The sequence below is a fragment of the Tistrella bauzanensis genome, assembly GCF_014636235.1.
GTDB classification, from domain to species: domain Bacteria; phylum Pseudomonadota; class Alphaproteobacteria; order Tistrellales; family Tistrellaceae; genus Tistrella; species Tistrella bauzanensis.
Map to the genome: position 1 here is coordinate 13,879 of NZ_BMDZ01000005.1, position 16,419 is coordinate 30,297.

At 67.1% G+C, this 16,419-nt stretch carries 12 protein-coding genes; 7 read left to right on the forward strand and 5 right to left on the reverse strand.

Annotated elements, in window-relative coordinates; all coding sequences use genetic code 11:
• Positions 1-178: 178 nt before the first annotated feature.
• Positions 179-1,435 carry a D-amino acid dehydrogenase gene (locus IEW15_RS03590; RefSeq protein WP_188574994.1) on the forward strand — a complete coding sequence of 419 codons (1,257 nt, stop codon included), beginning with the start codon at positions 179-181 and terminating at the stop codon, positions 1,433-1,435.
• Here IEW15_RS03590 and IEW15_RS03595 read toward each other — a convergent pair.
• Positions 1,407-2,060, reverse strand: a complete 654-nt coding sequence (locus tag IEW15_RS03595) for a helix-turn-helix transcriptional regulator (protein ID WP_188574996.1) — start codon at positions 2,058-2,060, stop codon at positions 1,407-1,409. The genes IEW15_RS03590 and IEW15_RS03595 overlap by 29 nt on opposite strands.
• 374 nt (positions 2,061-2,434) lie before the next feature.
• Between IEW15_RS03595 and IEW15_RS03600 the strand changes: the two genes are divergently transcribed.
• Complete coding sequence (locus IEW15_RS03600) at positions 2,435-3,895, forward strand: MFS transporter (protein ID WP_188574998.1); 1,461 nt, start codon at positions 2,435-2,437, stop codon at positions 3,893-3,895.
• Between the two features lie 98 nt (positions 3,896-3,993).
• On the opposite strand, the gene ald is transcribed toward IEW15_RS03600, so the two are convergent.
• Positions 3,994-5,118, reverse strand: coding sequence for an alanine dehydrogenase (gene ald, locus IEW15_RS03605; protein ID WP_188575000.1), 1,125 nt, complete (start codon positions 5,116-5,118; stop codon positions 3,994-3,996).
• A 200-nt stretch (positions 5,119-5,318) separates the two neighbouring features.
• The gene (locus IEW15_RS03610) at positions 5,319-6,641 is read right to left on the reverse strand and encodes an aspartate aminotransferase family protein (protein ID WP_188575002.1); all 1,323 of its coding nucleotides are present in this window, start codon (positions 6,639-6,641) and stop codon (positions 5,319-5,321) included.
• A gap of 213 nt (positions 6,642-6,854) precedes the next feature.
• On the opposite strand from IEW15_RS03610, the gene IEW15_RS03615 reads away from it, so the two are divergent.
• From IEW15_RS03615 to IEW15_RS03630, 4 genes are all read left to right on the forward strand, one after another.
• Complete coding sequence (locus IEW15_RS03615; RefSeq protein WP_188575004.1) at positions 6,855-7,403, forward strand: cupin domain-containing protein; 549 nt, start codon at positions 6,855-6,857, stop codon at positions 7,401-7,403.
• A gap of 490 nt (positions 7,404-7,893) precedes the next feature.
• On the forward strand, positions 7,894-8,961 hold the full coding sequence (locus tag IEW15_RS03620; protein WP_188575006.1) for an HlyD family secretion protein: 1,068 nt from the start codon (positions 7,894-7,896) through the stop codon (positions 8,959-8,961).
• A gap of 2 nt (positions 8,962-8,963) precedes the next feature.
• Entirely contained in the window at positions 8,964-11,717 is a 2,754-nt protein-coding gene (gene rbbA, locus IEW15_RS03625; protein WP_188575009.1) for a ribosome-associated ATPase/putative transporter RbbA, read from the forward strand.
• Positions 11,718-11,720: 3 nt separating this feature from the next.
• On the forward strand, positions 11,721-12,833 hold the full coding sequence (locus tag IEW15_RS03630; protein ID WP_188575011.1) for an ABC transporter permease: 1,113 nt from the start codon (positions 11,721-11,723) through the stop codon (positions 12,831-12,833).
• A gap of 115 nt (positions 12,834-12,948) precedes the next feature.
• Here IEW15_RS03630 and argC read toward each other — a convergent pair whose 3' ends face one another.
• Positions 12,949-13,950, reverse strand: coding sequence for an N-acetyl-gamma-glutamyl-phosphate reductase (gene argC / locus IEW15_RS03635; RefSeq protein ID WP_188575014.1), 1,002 nt, complete (start codon positions 13,948-13,950; stop codon positions 12,949-12,951).
• Positions 13,951-14,469: 519 nt separating this feature from the next.
• Between argC and IEW15_RS03640 the strand changes: the two genes are divergently transcribed.
• Positions 14,470-15,402, forward strand: a complete 933-nt coding sequence (locus tag IEW15_RS03640; RefSeq protein ID WP_188575015.1) for an AEC family transporter — start codon at positions 14,470-14,472, stop codon at positions 15,400-15,402.
• 44 nt (positions 15,403-15,446) lie between these two features.
• Here IEW15_RS03640 and IEW15_RS03645 read toward each other — a convergent pair whose 3' ends face one another.
• Positions 15,447-16,409 (reverse strand): DMT family transporter, encoded by a 963-nt coding sequence (locus IEW15_RS03645; RefSeq protein ID WP_188575017.1) that lies wholly within the window; start codon positions 16,407-16,409, stop codon positions 15,447-15,449.
• Positions 16,410-16,419 lie beyond the last annotated feature (10 nt).

Here is a 16,419-nt window from a genome sequence, read left to right on the forward strand (position 1 = left end):
GCAAGCGGCGGCGCGCATGACGCCGCCCGGTCCGCATCATGTTCCGATCGGCGCGCAACGCTTGGTTCGCGGCCGTCAGGGGCTTATATCTCGCCGCACCCACGCCGGACAAGGCGGCGCGGGGTCGCAGAGCCGATGCGATCACACCCCCCACCCCGCCATCCGGAGACAGGTTGCCGTGCAGGTCGTCGTTCTCGGCAGTGGTGTCATCGGCACCACCACCGCCTATTTTCTGGCGCGCCAGGGCCACGAGGTCACGGTCATCGACCGTCAGCCCGGATCGGGGCTTGAGACCAGCTTCGCCAATGGCGGCCAGATCAGCCCCAGCCATTGCGAACCCTGGGCCAACCCCGAAACCCTGAAGCTGCTGCCCCGGTGGCTGTTCCGCGAGGATGCGCCGGTCATCATCCGCTGGCGCGCCGATCCGAAGCTCTGGGCCTTCGGCCTGCGCTTCCTGGCCAATTGTCGCGCGGCGCCCACCCGCCGCAACACCGAGCGCGCCTGGCGTATCGGCCGCTATTCGCTGGACATGCTGCACCAGATCCGGCGGGACGAAGCCATCTCCTATGACCGGGAAGCGCGCGGCATCCTGCACATCTATCAGAACGAGGCCGGCTTCGGTCGCGCCGTCGACCATGCCCGCCATCTGACGCGCGATCTGGGCTGTCCGCAGACCGTCCTTGGCGCCGATGACTGCGTCGTCCATGAACCGGCGCTGGCGGCCATCCGCGACAGCCTGGCCGGCGGCGTGCTCAGCCCCGCTGATGAAAGCGGCGACGCCCATCTGTTCACCACCCGCCTTGCCGTGCGCACCCGTGAGATGGGCGTCCTCTATCGCTATGGCACCGGCGTGCTGGCGCTGGACACGGATGGCGACCGGGTCAACGCGGTGCGTCTGTCGGACGGCACCAGCGTCAGGGCCGATGCGGTGGTGGCGGCCCTTGGCAGCTATACCCCCCTGTTGCTGCGCCAGATCGGCGTCGGCCTGCCGGTCTATCCGCTGAAGGGCTATTCGGTGACCGTGCCGGTCGACCGGCACAACGCGGCGCTGCGCGGCAGCATCACCGACAACGCCCGGCGGATCGTGTTCAGCCGGTTGGGCAACCGGCTGCGCGCCGCCGGCACGGCGGAACTCGCCGGCTATGACCTGTCGATGAACCCGGTCCGCTCCCGTGCCATCCTGACAGCGGTCGAGACGCTGTTTCCCGACATCGGTGACACCAGCCGCGCTGAATTCTGGTGCGGGCTCAGGCCAGCCAGCCCCGATGGCGTGCCGGTCCTGGGCCCCACGCGCTTCCGCAACCTGTACCTCAACACCGGCCATGGCACGCTGGGCTGGACGATGGCCGCCGGATCAGGACGGGTGGTCGCCGATCTGGTGTCGGGCCGCCAGCCTGATATCGACATCAACGGTCTGACGGTCGACCGGTTCTGAACCACACCCGATAGGCGCAGCGCGCATCGCCCGATGGCTGGTGGGCGATGCGCTCCACCATCGCGTCCGGCCCCAGGGCCTCGCGGAACAGCGCCAGTTCGGACCGGCAGAACCCTTGACAGATGGTCGCGGCGGCACAGATCGGGCAGTGATGCTCGGTCAACACGAACTGGCCGGGCAGATCGGCATCAGCCGTGATCTCGGCCATATAGCCTTCCGCGCTGCGCGCGGCGGCCAGCGCCCGCAGCCGCGCCGGGCCATCGTCGTCGGCAGCCGCCAGCGCCGCCGCATAGCTGCGCCGCTGGGCGGCCTCGCGGCCGGCGATCAACTGGTCGATCCCGGCATCGCCCGTCATCGCGCGCACGCCCTCCAGAAGGTCCACCGCCAGCCGGGCATGGCCGTCGGGGAAATGCGCGTGGCCGGCCGCCGTCAGCCGCCAGAAGCGGCGCGGCCGGCCGACGCCTTCGACCCGGTCTTCGAAGGTGACCAGACCGTCATCCACCAGCCGCGCCAGCTTCTCGCGCACGGCCTGCGCGGTCACGCCAAGGGCAGCGGCCAGGTCCGCCGCGGTCACGGGCGCCAGTGTCTTGATCCGGGTGAGCAGGCGATCGTCGCTATCGGTCATATCGTCCTTGTCAGGTGGCGGCTCTCAACTATTTGCCATCATCCGTCAGCCGCAAGGCCGCCGCAACCGGCCGGGCGGACCCACAGCCGGATCGGGCCCACAGCCGGATCGGGGGAGCGGGCGGATCGGGGGAGCGGGCGGATCGGGGGAGCGGGCGGATCGGGATGCGGGCGGGCCGGCGGTGCGGGCCGGTCAAAATCGCGCCGTTGAACACCACCTGATCTTCATGTTGCATGCAGGCTCCCCCGGCACCAGCCGGGGGCAGTGTGACGGGAGCCATGGTCCCATGCTCACAGCCATTTAACAAAATATATCTTGTTTAAATTATCGAAACCAAATTAAACAGGCTATCACTTTCTATAAAGGAGGCCGGCATGACCACCACGGGTGGCGATTGGGCGGAAATCCGCCGGGGCGGGCGGTTCGGCGCCTTCATGGTGCTGTGCCTGGGGATCTGGCTGCATGCGGCCGACAGCCTGCTGACCACCACGGTCATGCCGGCGGTGACTGCCGAAATCGGCGGCATCGCCTGGGTCAACTGGGCATTGGCGCTGTACGAACTGGGCTCGATCGTGGCCGGCGCCTGCACCGGGCTGGCGGTGCGGGCGGCCGGGCTGGGCCGGGCGACGACCCTGGCCGCGGCAGCCTTCGCGGTGGGCTGCGTGATCAGTGCCCTCGCCCCCGATATGGGCACCTTGCTGGCCGGCCGGCTGGTGCAGGGGGTGGGCGGCGGCACGCTGGTGGCGCTGGCGCATGTCTCGGTGGCCAGACTCTACGAGCCCCGGCTGTGGCCAAGGCTCTATGCGATCATGTCGGGCCTGTGGGGCGCATCCGCCCTGGCCGGGCCGATGATCGGCGGGCTGTTCGCCGATGCCGGCCTCTGGCGCGGCGCGTTCTGGGCCTTCGGTGCGCAGGCGCTGGTGGTGGCCGTGGCCGGCGGGCTGCTGCTGAACCGGGTGGGCATTGCCACCATGGATGCGGCGGAACGCGGCGAGGCCCATGCCATGCCGGCGGCCCGCGTGCCGTTCGGCCGGCTGGCGCTGCTGATCATCGCCGTGCTGGCGGTGGCGGCGGCGGGCGTGTCGGGCGCCATCACCACCGCAGCCCTTCTGGGCCTGGCCGGTGTGGCGTTGCTGGCCGTGTTCTTTCGCGTCGACGGCCGCCAGCCGCTGGGCCGGGGCCTGTTCCCGCCGGCGGCGCTGAACCTGCGCCATCGCCAGGGCATGGGGCTGATGATGGTGCTGACCCTGTCAGCCGGGACCGTGCCGTTCACGGTCTATGGCCCGATCCTGTTCGTGGTTCTGCACGGCACCGATGCCCTGACCGCAGGCTTCCTGGTCGCGATCGAGGCGGTTGCCTGGACGATCGCGTCGGTGCTGCTGTCGGGTGCCGGCCCCCGCGCCGAACGCTGGCTGATCCGTGCCGGCGCGGTGGTCATCCTGGGCGGCATTGCCGGTTTCGCCATCGTCATCCCGCATGGGTCGCTGTGGATGGTGATCCCGTTTGCAGCGGCGCAGGGCGCGGGCTTCGGCATGTGCTGGGCGTTCATCGTCCGCCGCATCGTCGGTGCGGTGCCCGATGACGCGCGGGAGAGCGCCTCATCCGCCGTGCCAACCATGCAGATCCTGGGCTATGCCCTGGGTGCGGCGGCGGCCGGCATCGCCGCCAACCTCTCAGGCCTGGGCGGCGGTCATGGCGGGGCGCTGCCCGATCCGGAAACCGCCGCCCGTGTGGGATTCTGGGTGTTCGCGGCCTTCCTGCCGATCGGGCTCGTCGGCGTGATCGCGGCCTTCAGGCTGGCGCGTGGCCCGGTCCGGCCCGCCTCTCCGACCTGAGCTTCGCCGGGGCAGAAATACCGACGCCCGCCGGCTTTCGCTGGCGGGCGTCGGGCCGTTGTGGCCGGGTCCAGGCGGGAGATGCCTGAACCGCACCGTCAGGCGACGTGCCGCAGCGCGTCGGCGGGGGTGACGGCGGTCAGGTTCTGAACCTCGGCCACGGCTTCGATGGTCAGTTGTCCGGCATGGACGTTCAGACCATTCAACAGATGCGGATCATCACCCAGCGCCCGCACCACGCCCTTGTCGGCCAGCGCCAGCACGAATGGCAGGGTGGCGTTGGTCAGGGCGAAGGTGGATGTGCGGGCAACGCCGCCGGGCATGTTGGCGACGCAGTAATGCACGATGCCGTCGACCTCATAGGTCGGCGCGCGATGGGTGGTGGCACGCGATGTCTCGAAGCAGCCGCCCTGGTCGATCGCCACATCGACCAGCACGGCACCCGGCTGCATCCGGCCAAGCAGTGCCCGGTCGATCAGCCGTGGCGCGGCCGCACCCGGCACCAGCACCGCCCCGATCACCGCATCTGCCGTGACCACTGCCTCTTCAATGGTCTCGGTGGTGGCATAGAGCGTGCGCATCGCCGGCCCGTACAGCGCGTCGAGTTCCTTCAACCGGTTCAGCGACCGGTCGATCACCACCACCTCGGCGCCAAGCCCGATGGCCAGCCGGGCGGCATTGGTGCCGACCACCCCACCGCCCAGAACCACCACCCGCGCCGGCCGCACACCGGGCACGCCGCCCAGCAGCATGCCGCGTCCACCCTGCGCCTTTTCAAGCGCATGGGCCGCGGCCTGCACCGACATCCGCCCGGCGACCTCGCTCATCGGTGCCAGCAGCGGCAGACGGCCGGCGGCATCGGTGACGGTTTCATAGGCGATGGCGGTGGCGCCGCTGGCCAGCAGCAGCCGGGTCTGTTCCGGATCGGGCGCCAGATGAAGATAGGTGAACAGGATCTGGCCGGGCCGCAGGCGCCGGCATTCGTCGGGCTGCGGCTCCTTGACCTTGACGATCATCTCCGCCCCGGCAAAGACCGCATCGGCATCGGCCACCAGCCGGGCGCCGGCCTGTTCATAGGCGGCATCGTCCAGACCGGCACCGATACCGGCCCCCCGCTCCACCAGCACGCTGTGACCATGGCGGGCCAGCTCGCGCACGGCGGCGGGTGTCAGGCCCACACGGTGCTCGTCGGTCTTGATTTCTTTGGGCACGCCCAGGCGCATGGTGGTTTCCTCCCCAGGAAAAGCCCGCCGGTGTCCCCGATTTTCATACCGCCGCACTTTGGCCGCCGCACTTTGGCCGCCGCACTGTGTCGGCTTGGGCGTGTCTCGTATGCGGACGGGCCGCAATCACGGGCAGAATCGGGTGACACCGGCAGTCGTCGGTCGTCACCGCCCGGCGGGTGCCGGGCGGTGCCTGATGGTCATGCCACGGTCTTGATCGCCTCGGACAGCACCTCGAACAGGCGGTCGATCTCACCTTCGTTGATGATCAGCGGCGGCGAGATGGCGATGATGTCGCCGGTATAGCGCAGCAGCACGCCCTGCTCATAGGCGCGCACGAACACCTCATAGGCCCGCTTGGTCGGCTCGCCGGCGCGCGACGACAGCTCCACCGCCGCGACCATGCCGTAATTGCGGATATCGATGACGTTCGGCAGATCGCGCAGCGCATGCGCCGCCTTGCCGAAATAATCCGCCATCGCCGCCGCCCGGTCGAACAGCTTCTCTTCGGCATAGATGTCGAGGGTGGCGAGCGCCGCGGCACAGGCCAGCGGATGGCCCGAATAGGTATAGCCGTGGAAGAACTCGATCAGATGTTCCGGCCCGGTCATGAAGGCGTCGTAGATTTCCTTCTTGGCGAACACGGCCCCCATCGGCACCGCACCGTTGGTGATGCCCTTGGCGGTGGTCATCATGTCGGGGGTGACGCCAAAGCTGTCGGCGCCGAAGTTCCGGCCGGTCCGGCCGAAGCCGCAGATGACCTCGTCGAAGATCAGCAGAATGCCGTGGCGGTCGCAGATCTCGCGCAGGCGCTGCAGATAGCCCTTCGGCGGGATCAGCACGCCGGTCGAGCCGGCGATCGGTTCGACGATCACGGCGGCGATGGTCGATGCGTCGTGCAGCGCGACCAGGCGCTCCAGATCATCGGCAAGCTCGGCGCCATGCTCGGGCTGGCCCCACGAGAAGGCATTGCGATCCAGGTCATGGGTGTGGCGCAGGTGGTCGACGCCGCCCAGCATGGTGCCGAAATGCTTGCGGTTCGATACGATGCCGCCGACCGAGATGCCACCGAAACCCACACCATGATAACCGCGCTCGCGGCCGATCAGGCGGGTGCGGCTGGCATCGCCCCGGATGCGGTGATAGGCCAGCGCCATCTTCAGCGCCGTGTCCACCGCTTCCGAGCCGGAATTGCAATAGAACACGTGATCGATGCCGGCGGGTGCCAGTTCGACCAGACGGGTCGCCAGTTCGAACGCCTTCGGATGGCCCATCTGGAACGACGGGGAATAATCCATCTCGGAGATCTGCCGGGCGACGGCTTCCGAAATCCGGTCGCGGCCATGGCCGGCATTCACGCACCACAGGCCGGCGCAGCCGTCGAGCACCTCGCGGCCGTCATGGCTGGTGTAGTACATGCCCTTCGCCCCGACCAGCAGGCGCGGATTGGCCTTGAACTGGCGGTTGGCGGTGAACGGCATCCAATGCGCGTCCAGATCGTTCGGAACCATGATGCGCGCCATGACCGCGTCGCTCCCTGTCACTCGGCAATTATGCAAAACGCGACCGGGCAGCCGCATTGGCCGCCCCCTCTTGTCGTCGTTCTGTATGCAGACTATCACCGGCAATTAAACTCGACAAAGTGATTTCCACAGGGTATGCAACATGTTGATATTGCGTCGCCAGATGCACAGAATGTCAATTATCTTAAACATCCGCCAGCCGGAGGCCGCCCGATGAGCACCGATCTGGGCATCAGGCTCAAGACCATCCGACAGATCTATGGTCTGTCGCAGCGCGAGCTTGCCAAACGCGCCGGGGTCACCAACGCCACGATCTCGCTGATCGAGCAGGACAAGGTCAGCCCCTCGGTCGGGTCGTTGAGAAAGGTGCTGGAAGGCATTCCGATCTCATTGTCGGAATTCTTCGCGCTGGACCTGACGGCGCCGCAGCGCGCCTTCTATCGCGCCAACGAACTGACGCTGATCGCGCGTGGTGACGTGGCCTATGCTCAGATCGGCGAGAATCTCAGTCGCCGGCGGATGCAGATCCTGCATGAGCGTTATGCCCCCGGTGCCGATACCGGCAAGCAGATGCTGCGCCACGACTCGGAAGAAGGCGGCATCGTGGTGCGCGGCCGGATCGAGTTGACCGTCGGTGGAGAAATCTCGGTTCTGGAAGCAGGCGACGGCTATTACTTCGACAGCCGCCTGCCCCATCGCTTCCGCAATGTCGGCGACGACGAGGCCGAGATCGTCTCCGCCTGCACCCCGCCCAGTTTCTGAGCCGATCCGGCCGGTCAGGCACGGCTGCACGGTTCAGGCGCATATCCTGCGATAAAACCATCGCGGCGTTATACGAATTGACGCGGAATTCGCCGGACAATACGCTGCATCGTGTCGATCGTGCACCGGCAACCGGCCCGAAGACGGGGTCGTCCCCCGATACCGGCACCTGAGCCAGCCCGTCCAGGGCCGCTTGCCCGGTCGGCGACCGATCCACGCCCCCTATGGTCCCTGGTCCCGGATCAGGGCGTCCGATCGGTTCCGGCGCGACAGAACTGACGGCTGTTCCGCCCGGGCGGAACAGCCGTCTTCGTGTTCGCCGAAGATCGGCGCGCCCGGCCCCAAACCCCGAGGCCATAAGGCTGGCGATGGGGCATATAGTCGCACCCGGCTGAGGCCAGTGATTTCCGATGGCGCAACATGCATCATGCTCCGAAGCTGATATGCTTGTCCTCTTGTCACGCTGACGTCGAAGGAAGCGAGAAGGTTCATGCCCAAGCGATCACGGATCGTCCTGGTGGCGATCGGGCTGGTGGCAGCCGCCGCCGGCTGGTACGCCTGGACACAGCTCCAGCCCGAGGGCCTGCCCGACGGCATCGCCGCCGGCAATGGCCGGATCGAGGCGGTGGAGATCGATATCTCGACCCGCATTGCCGGCCGCATCCGGGATATCATGGTGCGTGAGGGCGATTTCGTCGTCGCCGGCCAGCCGGTGGCCCTGATGGACACCGACCAGTTGATGGCCCAGCGCCGCGAGGCCGATGCCCAGTTGCGGAGGGCGCGGATCGGTGTCGAGACCGCCCGCAGCCTGGTCACCCAGCGCGAGGCCGAGAAAACCGCGGCAGAAGCGCTGATCGCCCAACGCAATGCCGAGCGTGATGCAGCGGCCAAGCGTCTGGGCCGCACCGAAATGCTGTCGCGACGCGGCAGCGTCTCGGATCAGATTCTTGATGACGACCGGGCCAACCTGCAAGGCATGGTGGCGGCGGTGGCCGCAGCACGGGCGCAATCCGCCGCCGCCGACGCGGCGATCGGTGCCGCGCGCTCCGGCGTCGTCGATGCCGAAGCCGGAGTGGAGGCCGCGGCCGCGACGCTTGAGCGGATCGACGCGGATATTGCCGATGCCGAACTGAAGGCGCCGCGCGACGGCCGGATTCAGTTCCGGGTCGCGCAGCCGGGCGAGGTTCTGTCCGCCGGCGGACACGTGCTCAACATGGTCGATCTGGCCGACGTCTACATGACCTTCTTCCTGTCGACATCCGAGGTCGGACAGGTGGCATTGGGCACAGAGGTACGACTGGTGCTGGATGCCGCACCGCAATATGTGATTCCGGCCGAAATCTCGTTCGTGTCCGATGTCGCCCAGTTCACCCCGAAAACGGTCGAGACCGCGATCGAGCGGCAGAAGCTGATGTTCCGGGTCCGGGCACGGATCGCACCGGACCTGCTTGAAAAGTACATCCGGCAGGTAAAGACCGGTCTGCCGGGCATGGCCTATGTCCGCCTAACGCCTGATGCCGCCTGGCCGAAGGCGCTCGACGGCACGCTGGTGCAGTGATCATGGAGCGGATCGTCGTCCGGCTCGACCGGGTTTCGCTCGCCTTTGGCCGGGTGCGGGCTCTGGATGACGTGTGTCTGGAGGTGCCGTCGGGATGCATGGTCGGCCTGATCGGGCCTGATGGTGTCGGCAAGTCCAGCCTGCTCGCGCTGGCCTCGGGCGCGCGCGCGGTGCCGTCGGGCCGGGTGGAGGTGCTGGGTGGTGACATCGCCGATGTCGGGCATCGGCGCAGAACCTGCCCGCGTATCGCCTATATGCCCCAGGGGCTGGGCAGCAATCTTTATGCCACGCTCAGCGTGTTCGAGAATGTCGATTTTTTCGGCCGGTTGTTCGGCCATGACCGGGCCGAGCGGGACCGGCGCATCGGCCGGCTGCTGAAGAGCACCGGCCTCGCGCCCTTCGCCGACCGGCCGGCCGGCAAGCTGTCGGGTGGCATGAAGCAGAAGCTGGGGCTTTGCTGCGCCCTGATCCACGACCCGGATCTGCTGATCCTGGACGAGCCGACCACCGGCGTCGACCCGCTGTCGCGCCGTCAGTTCTGGGATCTGATCGACCGCATCCGCTCTGAACGGCCGGGGATGAGCGTGATCGTCGCCACCGCCTATATGGAGGAGGCCGCCCGTTTCGACTGGCTTGTGGCGATGGATGGAGGCCGCGTGCTGGCAACAGGCACACCCGCGGCACTGCTGGAACGGACCGGTGCCGACACGCTGGATGCGGCCTTTATCGCGCTGCTGCCCGAGGCCGTCCGGCAGGATTACCGGCCGGTCGACATCCCGCCGCAAACTGCGGCCGGGCAAAGCGAGATGGCGATCGAGGCCGAGGGGCTGACGATGCGTTTCGGCGACTTTACCGCCGTCGACCATGTCAGTTTCCGCATCCCCCGTGGTGAGATCTTCGGCTTTCTGGGATCGAATGGCTGCGGCAAGACCACGACCATGAAGATGCTGGCCGGGCTGCTGCCGGCGACGGAAGGCCGCGCGCGGTTGTTCGGCGCCGATGTCGACCCGCGTGATATCGAGATCCGCCGCAGGGTCGGCTATATGTCGCAGGCATTTTCGCTCTATTCCGAACTCACTGTCCGCCAGAATCTGGAACTGCACGCCCGTCTGTTCCGCCTGGACCCGCACGGCATTCCGGTGCGGGTCAGCGAAATGGCGGCCCGTTTCGATCTGGATGCGGTGATGGACACACTGCCCGGCGCCCTGCCGCTGGGCATACGCCAGCGACTGTCGCTGGCGGTGGCGATGATCCACGCCCCGGATATCCTGATCCTGGACGAGCCGACATCGGGCGTCGATCCGGTGGTGCGGGACGGCTTCTGGCAGATCCTGGTCGATCTGGCGCGGCAGGACGGGGTGACGATCTTCATCTCGACCCATTTCATGAACGAGGCCGAACGCTGCGACCGCATCTCGCTGATGCATGCCGGCCGGGTACTGGTCAGCGACCGGCCGGCGGACATCCGGCGCAAGCGCAACGCGGCCACGCTGGAAGAGGCATTCATTGCCGTTCTGGAAGACGCCGGCGCCGGGGCGGCAACGGACGACGCGGCGGACGCGACCATCGCCGAGACGATCGGAGATGGCGCGGAGGGGTTCGCCGACGCGCCGGCGCCATCCCGGCTGCGGCGCGTCTTCGATCCGCGCCGCATGTTCAGCTACACCCGCCGTGAAAGCCTTGAACTGCGCCGGGATCCGATCCGGGCCACGCTTGCCCTGATCGGCAGCATGCTGCTGATGTTCATCATCGGTTATGGCATCAACCTGGACATCGAGGATCTGACCTTCGCGGTGCTCGATCGCGACCAGACCACCACCAGTCGCAGCTATGTCCAGGATATCGCGGGTTCACGCTATTTCGTCGAGCGGGCGCCGATCCTGGATCATGCCGATCTGGACCGGCGGATGCGGGCGGGAACGCTGTCGCTCGCGATCGAGATCCCCGAGGGGTTCGGGCGTGACGTCGCCCGTGGCCGGCCGGTGGAGATCGGCGCCTGGTTCGACGGCGCCATGCCTCAGCGCGCCGAGACCATCCGGGGCTATGTCCAGAGCATGCATGCCCACTGGCTGGCGGCACGGGCAAGGGCAAACGGCGTGGCCACGGCCGACACGTTCAGCATCGAGACCCGTTTCCGCTACAACCCCGACGTGGCCAGCCTTGTCGCCATGGTGCCGGCGGTGATCCCGTTGCTGCTGATGATGATCCCCGCCATGCTGATGGCGTTGAGCGTCGTGCGTGAGAAGGAACTGGGCTCGATCGTCAATATGTATGTGACGCCGATCACCCGGTTTGAATTCCTGATCGGCAAGCAGTTGCCCTATATCGGGTTGGCGATGATCAACTTCCTGCTGCTGACCGGGCTTGCGGTCTTCATCTTCGGTGTCCCCCTGACCGGCAGCTTCTGGACCCTGGCCGTAGGCGCTTTGCTCTATGTCACCGCGGCCACCGGTATCGGGCTTCTGATCTCGACCTTCATGCGCAGCCAGATCGCGGCGATCTTCGGAACATCGGTGCTGACCATCCTGCCCGCCGTGCAGTTTTCAGGCATGACCGATCCGGTATCGTCGCTGGAAGGCATCGGCGCGCTGATCGGGCAGGTCTATCCCACCGCCCATTTCATCACCATTGCCCGTGGCACCTTTTCAAAGGCGCTGGGCTTTGGCGATCTTCAAGCATCCCTCATGCCACTTGCCCTCGCGATCCCAGTGCTGACAGGGCTCTGTGTCCTGCTGCTGAAGAAGCAGGCGAGGTAGGACATGCATGTCGCCACCATCTTCCATCTGGGCGTCAAGGAGTTGCGCGGCCTGCTGCGCGATCCGATGCTTCTGGTGCTGATCGTCTATGCTTTCACCCTTGCCATCTACACATCGGCGACCGCCATGCCCGAGACCCTGAACCGGGCGGCGATCGCGATCGTCGATGAGGATGTCTCACCGCTGTCCGCCCGGCTCGCCGGCGCCTTCTATCCCCCCTACTTCACCACACCCACCCCGATCACCCCGCCTGAGATGGACCGTCGGATGGATGCGGGCTCCGACACCTTCGCGATTGATATTCCACCAGAATTCCAGGCCGACCTTCTGGCTGGCAAGGCGCCGGTGATCCAGCTCAACGTCGATGCCACGCGCATGACCCAGGCCTTCAATGGCGCCGGCTATATCCAGACCATCCTGTCGGCCGAAATCACCGAATTTCTTCAGCGCTATCGTAAGGATGCGACACCGCCGGTCGATCTGGCATTGCGGGCACGGTTCAATCCTGAACTTAACAAAAGCTGGTTCGGCGCCATCATGAGCGTCATCGACAACGTCACCATGCTGTCGATCGTGCTGACCGGCACCGCCTTGATCCGCGAGCGCGAGCACGGCACGATCGAGCATCTGCTGGTAATGCCGGTGACGCCCTCGGAAATCATGATCAGCAAGGTCTGGTCGATGGGGATGGTGGTTCTCGCGGCCTCGGCTTTTGCCCTGGTCTTCGTGGTCCAGGGGCTGCTGGCGGTGCCGATCGAAGGCTCGCTCATCCTGTTCCTGGCCGGGGCCGCCCTGCACCTATTCGCCACAACGTCGCTCGGCATCTTCCTTGCCACCATGGCGGGGTCAATGCCGCAATTCGGCCTGTTGCTGATGCTGGTGCTGCTGCCGCTCCAGATCTTGTCAGGCGGCACCACCCCGCGTGAGAGCATGCCCGATATCGTTCAGACTGTGATGCTGGCAGCACCCAACACCCATTTCGTGATGCTGGCGCAATCGATCCTCTATCGCGGTGCCGGGCTTGGCACGGTCTGGCCGCAATTCCTGTCGCTGGTGGCGATCGGATCGGTGTTGTTCGCCATCTCGCTCGGCCGTTTCCGCATGTCACTCAAATAAGCGGGATCACCGGTCATAGCACCCCCGCCATCGCGATCCTGGCGGCTGGGCGGTCGGGCTTGTGTCCGTCAAAGAAAATCCCGATCAGGCGGCCCACCTGATCGGGATCTGCATCTCAGGTCATGATCGTATCGGTCAACGGCAACGGCGCCTCCAGACCCGCCATCTCGGGCAGGCCCAGCATCAGGTTGAGGTTCTGCACCGCGGCGCCCGAGGCCCCCTTGCCCAGGTTGTCGAGCCGTGCCGCCAGAAGGATCTGACCACGGCTCTTGTGGCCAAACACGAACAGCTCGATCCGGTTGGTGCCGTTCAGGGCGCGGGGGTCGAGGAACTTGCCGTCACGCAACAGGTCGCCACCATCCTGCGGTGCGACACCGACAAAGCCCTCGCCCGCATAACGCGCGGCCAGCACCGCGTGAACATCGGCCGCGGTCGTGCCGGGCTTCAGCAGCGATGCGGTCAGCGGCACATGCACCAGCATGCCGCACTTGAAATGGCCGACCGCCGGAACGAACAGCGGCGACTGGTCCAGCCCGCCATAGACCGCCATTTCGGGCAGGTGCTTGTGTTCCAGGGTCAGGGCATAATCGCCATAGGGATAGGCGGCCTCGCGGCCAGCGGGGGACGCCGCCTCATAATCCTCGACCATCTGCCGGCCACCGCCCGAGAAGCCCGAGACCGCGTTCACCGTCAGGGCCGCATCGGCGGCGATCAGGCCCGCATCGACCAGCGGCCGCACCAGGGCCGTGAAGCCGGTCGGGTAGCAGCCGGGGTTCGAGACGCGGCTGGCGGCCGCGACCGCAGCGCGCTGCGCCGGCAGCAATTCCGGAAAACCATAGACCCAGTCCGGTGCGGTGCGGTGGGCGGTGGATGCATCCAGCACCTTCACGGCCGGATTGCGGATCAGCGACACGCTTTCGATCGCGGCGGCATCGGGCAGGCACAGCACCGCCACATCCACCTCGTTCAGCAGCCGTCGCCGTTCCTCCGGATCCTTGCGACGGTCCGGGGCGATCGAGACCAGCGTGAGATCGTCACGCCCCTCAAGCCGCGCGCGGATCTGCAGGCCGGTGGTGCCGGCCTCGCCGTCGATGAATACGGTGGGCTTGCCGCTCATAGGATGGGCCGCTCCTGCAAGAGTTGGAGATGCCGGCGGCGCACCACCGGCGGCGCGCACTATATCGCAGGCGCCGGCCTCATGCGAGACGCGGCGCACGCATGCCCGCCCCCCGATGCCGGCAGGCACGCCAAAAAAAGCCCGGTGGGCCGAAGCCGACCCCTGCCCCGACAAAAAAAACGGGCGGGCCAAAGCCCGCCCATTAAAGGTGCTCGTGAACGGAAGGCCGATAGCGGTCCATGCGCGAACCCGCGTCTCGGTACAGAAGACGGACCACCAGAGGTGCCGGAAGCGCAAACCGGCCCGCAATCCCCCATCGCGGAACGGCCCGATCGATCCGGCGCCAGGACCATTCAACCTGGATCAACTATCCGGTCTCAAGACCCGGCCTGTCAAGTCGCTTGCACCGCGAGTGCTTGGCCACAGGGCGCGCGCAGTGCGCGGGTGGGCTTGCCAAGCCGCTCGCGGGCGGTCAGGATCGCCCCCGTTCCATCTCCTCCGCCGGCAGAGCCCATCCGCATGCAGATCCTGATCGACGTTTGCCTGCCGTTCTTCGCGGTGATCCTGACTGGCTGGTTCGTCGGCCACCGGCGGTTCATCGATGCGGCGGGGCTGGCCGGGCTCAACCGGTTCACCTATTGGGTGGCGCTGCCGCCGCTGCTGTTCGTGAAGGTGGCGGATGTACCGCTCGGCCAGTTGCTCGATCCGAAACTGATCGCCGCCTATTACGGCGCGGGGCTGATCGTCTATGCCCTGTCCAGCCTGGGCGGCCGGGCGCTGTTCGGCGGCGGCGGCGCCGTGGCCGGTATCCGCGGATTGGCCGCCACCTTTTCGAATGTCGGCTATATGGGCCTGCCGCTGGTGATCTTCGCCTTCGGCCCCGATGCGGCGGCGCCAGCTATGACCATCATCGTGCTCGATCACGTGCTGATGATGGGGTTGAGCGTCCTGCTGATTGAAGGCGAACGGGCAGCCGGTGGCGGCCTGAAGCGTGCCCTGGTCAAGATCGGTCGCGGCCTGCTGTTCAACCCGCTGATCCTGACCATCATCGCCGGCGCCCTGTTCGGCGCATCGGGCCTGGAGCTGCCCAAGCCGGTTGCCGCCTATGGCGCGCTGGTCGGGCTTGCGGCGGCGCCTTGCGCGCTGTTCGCGCTGGGCGCCAATCTTGCCGGCTGCTCGCTCAGCCGGGGCATCGGCGAGGTCGGCGCGCTGGCGCTGCTCAAGATCGTGGTCCATCCGATGCTGGTGCTGCTGCTGGCCGGGCCGCTGCTGGGGCTGGATCCGCTGCTGATCAAGGTTCTGGTGCTGGAGGCATCGCTGCCGATCGCGGTGTCGGTGTTCGTGCTGGCCGATCAGTACCGGATGGATACCAGCCGGATCTCGGCCGCCATCCTGCTGTCGACCATCGGTTCCGTGGCGACCGTGTCGCTGGCCCTCACTCTGCTCGGCTGAAAATCCTGCTCGGCTGAGGCCCCGGCTCGGCTGAGGCCCGCGGATCAGTGCCCTTTGGCCGCAATCCGCCGCAGGCCCAGATTATAGAACAGCAGGCCCGCCGCCAGCAGGCCCACGCCCAGCCAGACCACGCTGCCATAGCGTTCGCCGAACACCAGCACGCCCCAGACCAGTCCGGTGCCGGTCATGATGAAGCCGACCTGGGCGAAATAGATCACCCCGGCGATCCGTTGCAACTCGAAGAAGGCGAGATAGGCGATGGCGGTCAGCGCGCCCTGACCGATCAGGATCCAGCCCGGCAACCCCGCCGCCACGCCGATGCCGGGGATGGCCAGGCCGTCGATCAGAACCAGCGGCAGCAGCGTCACCGATGCCATGAACAGCATGCCCGCCGACATCACCGCGGCATCGATGCCCGCCGGCCAGAATCGGGCGCGAAAGATGTTGCCGCCGGCGGTGCACATCGGCGCCAGGGTCGCGACAAGCGTCCACAACACCAGACCGACGCCGGTGGCGCCGCCCGGTCCCACATCGATGCCGCGACCGCCGATCACGATCAGCGCGGCCCCGGCCACCCCCGCCACCAGCCCTGCCGCACGCAGCGCGCGGAACCGCTCCATGCCCAGCAGCACGGCAAACAGATAGGTGAACACCGCCGACAAGGCCATCAGCACGGCCGGCAGGCCGGCGCCGATATGCGGCACCGCCAGCATCGATGCGATATAGGGCAAGGTCAGCCCCAGCAGCCCGTTGCCCAGATAGAAGCCCAGCGCCCGGCGCCCCAGAACCACCGGCCGGCGCGCCAGAACGACCGTCAGCGATACGCCGACGAAGCCGCCGAAGCATTGCCAGAACACGAAGGACAGCGGCGGCACGCCGGCCTCTGTGGTGAAACGGGCCAGGGCATAGGCGCTGCCCATCACCGTGCCGAACAACAGCAGCAGCAGGGGCGCCTTCAGCCGCAGGCCGGCGGTCCGCCGGTCGCGGCCGGTCTGATCGGTGGTCATGGCGTGCGCG

Excerpts from the sequence above, each read along its gene's own strand:
- ald (WP_188575000.1), bottom strand. The coding sequence starts at position 5,118 with ATGCGCCTGGGCGTGCCCAAAGAAATCAAGACCGACGAGCACCGTGTG.
- IEW15_RS03645 (WP_188575017.1), bottom strand. The coding sequence starts at position 16,409 with ATGACCACCGATCAGACCGGCCGCGACCGGCGGACCGCCGGCCTGCGG.
- IEW15_RS03595 (WP_188574996.1), bottom strand. The coding sequence starts at position 2,060 with ATGACCGATAGCGACGATCGCCTGCTCACCCGGATCAAGACACTGGCG.
- IEW15_RS03600 (WP_188574998.1), top strand. The coding sequence starts at position 2,435 with ATGACCACCACGGGTGGCGATTGGGCGGAAATCCGCCGGGGCGGGCGG.
- IEW15_RS03640 (WP_188575015.1), top strand. The coding sequence starts at position 14,470 with ATGCAGATCCTGATCGACGTTTGCCTGCCGTTCTTCGCGGTGATCCTG.
- IEW15_RS03630 (WP_188575011.1), top strand. The coding sequence starts at position 11,721 with ATGCATGTCGCCACCATCTTCCATCTGGGCGTCAAGGAGTTGCGCGGC.
- rbbA (WP_188575009.1), top strand. The coding sequence starts at position 8,964 with ATGGAGCGGATCGTCGTCCGGCTCGACCGGGTTTCGCTCGCCTTTGGC.
- argC (WP_188575014.1), bottom strand. The coding sequence starts at position 13,950 with ATGAGCGGCAAGCCCACCGTATTCATCGACGGCGAGGCCGGCACCACC.
- IEW15_RS03620 (WP_188575006.1), top strand. The coding sequence starts at position 7,894 with ATGCCCAAGCGATCACGGATCGTCCTGGTGGCGATCGGGCTGGTGGCA.
- IEW15_RS03615 (WP_188575004.1), top strand. The coding sequence starts at position 6,855 with ATGAGCACCGATCTGGGCATCAGGCTCAAGACCATCCGACAGATCTAT.
- IEW15_RS03610 (WP_188575002.1), bottom strand. The coding sequence starts at position 6,641 with ATGGCGCGCATCATGGTTCCGAACGATCTGGACGCGCATTGGATGCCG.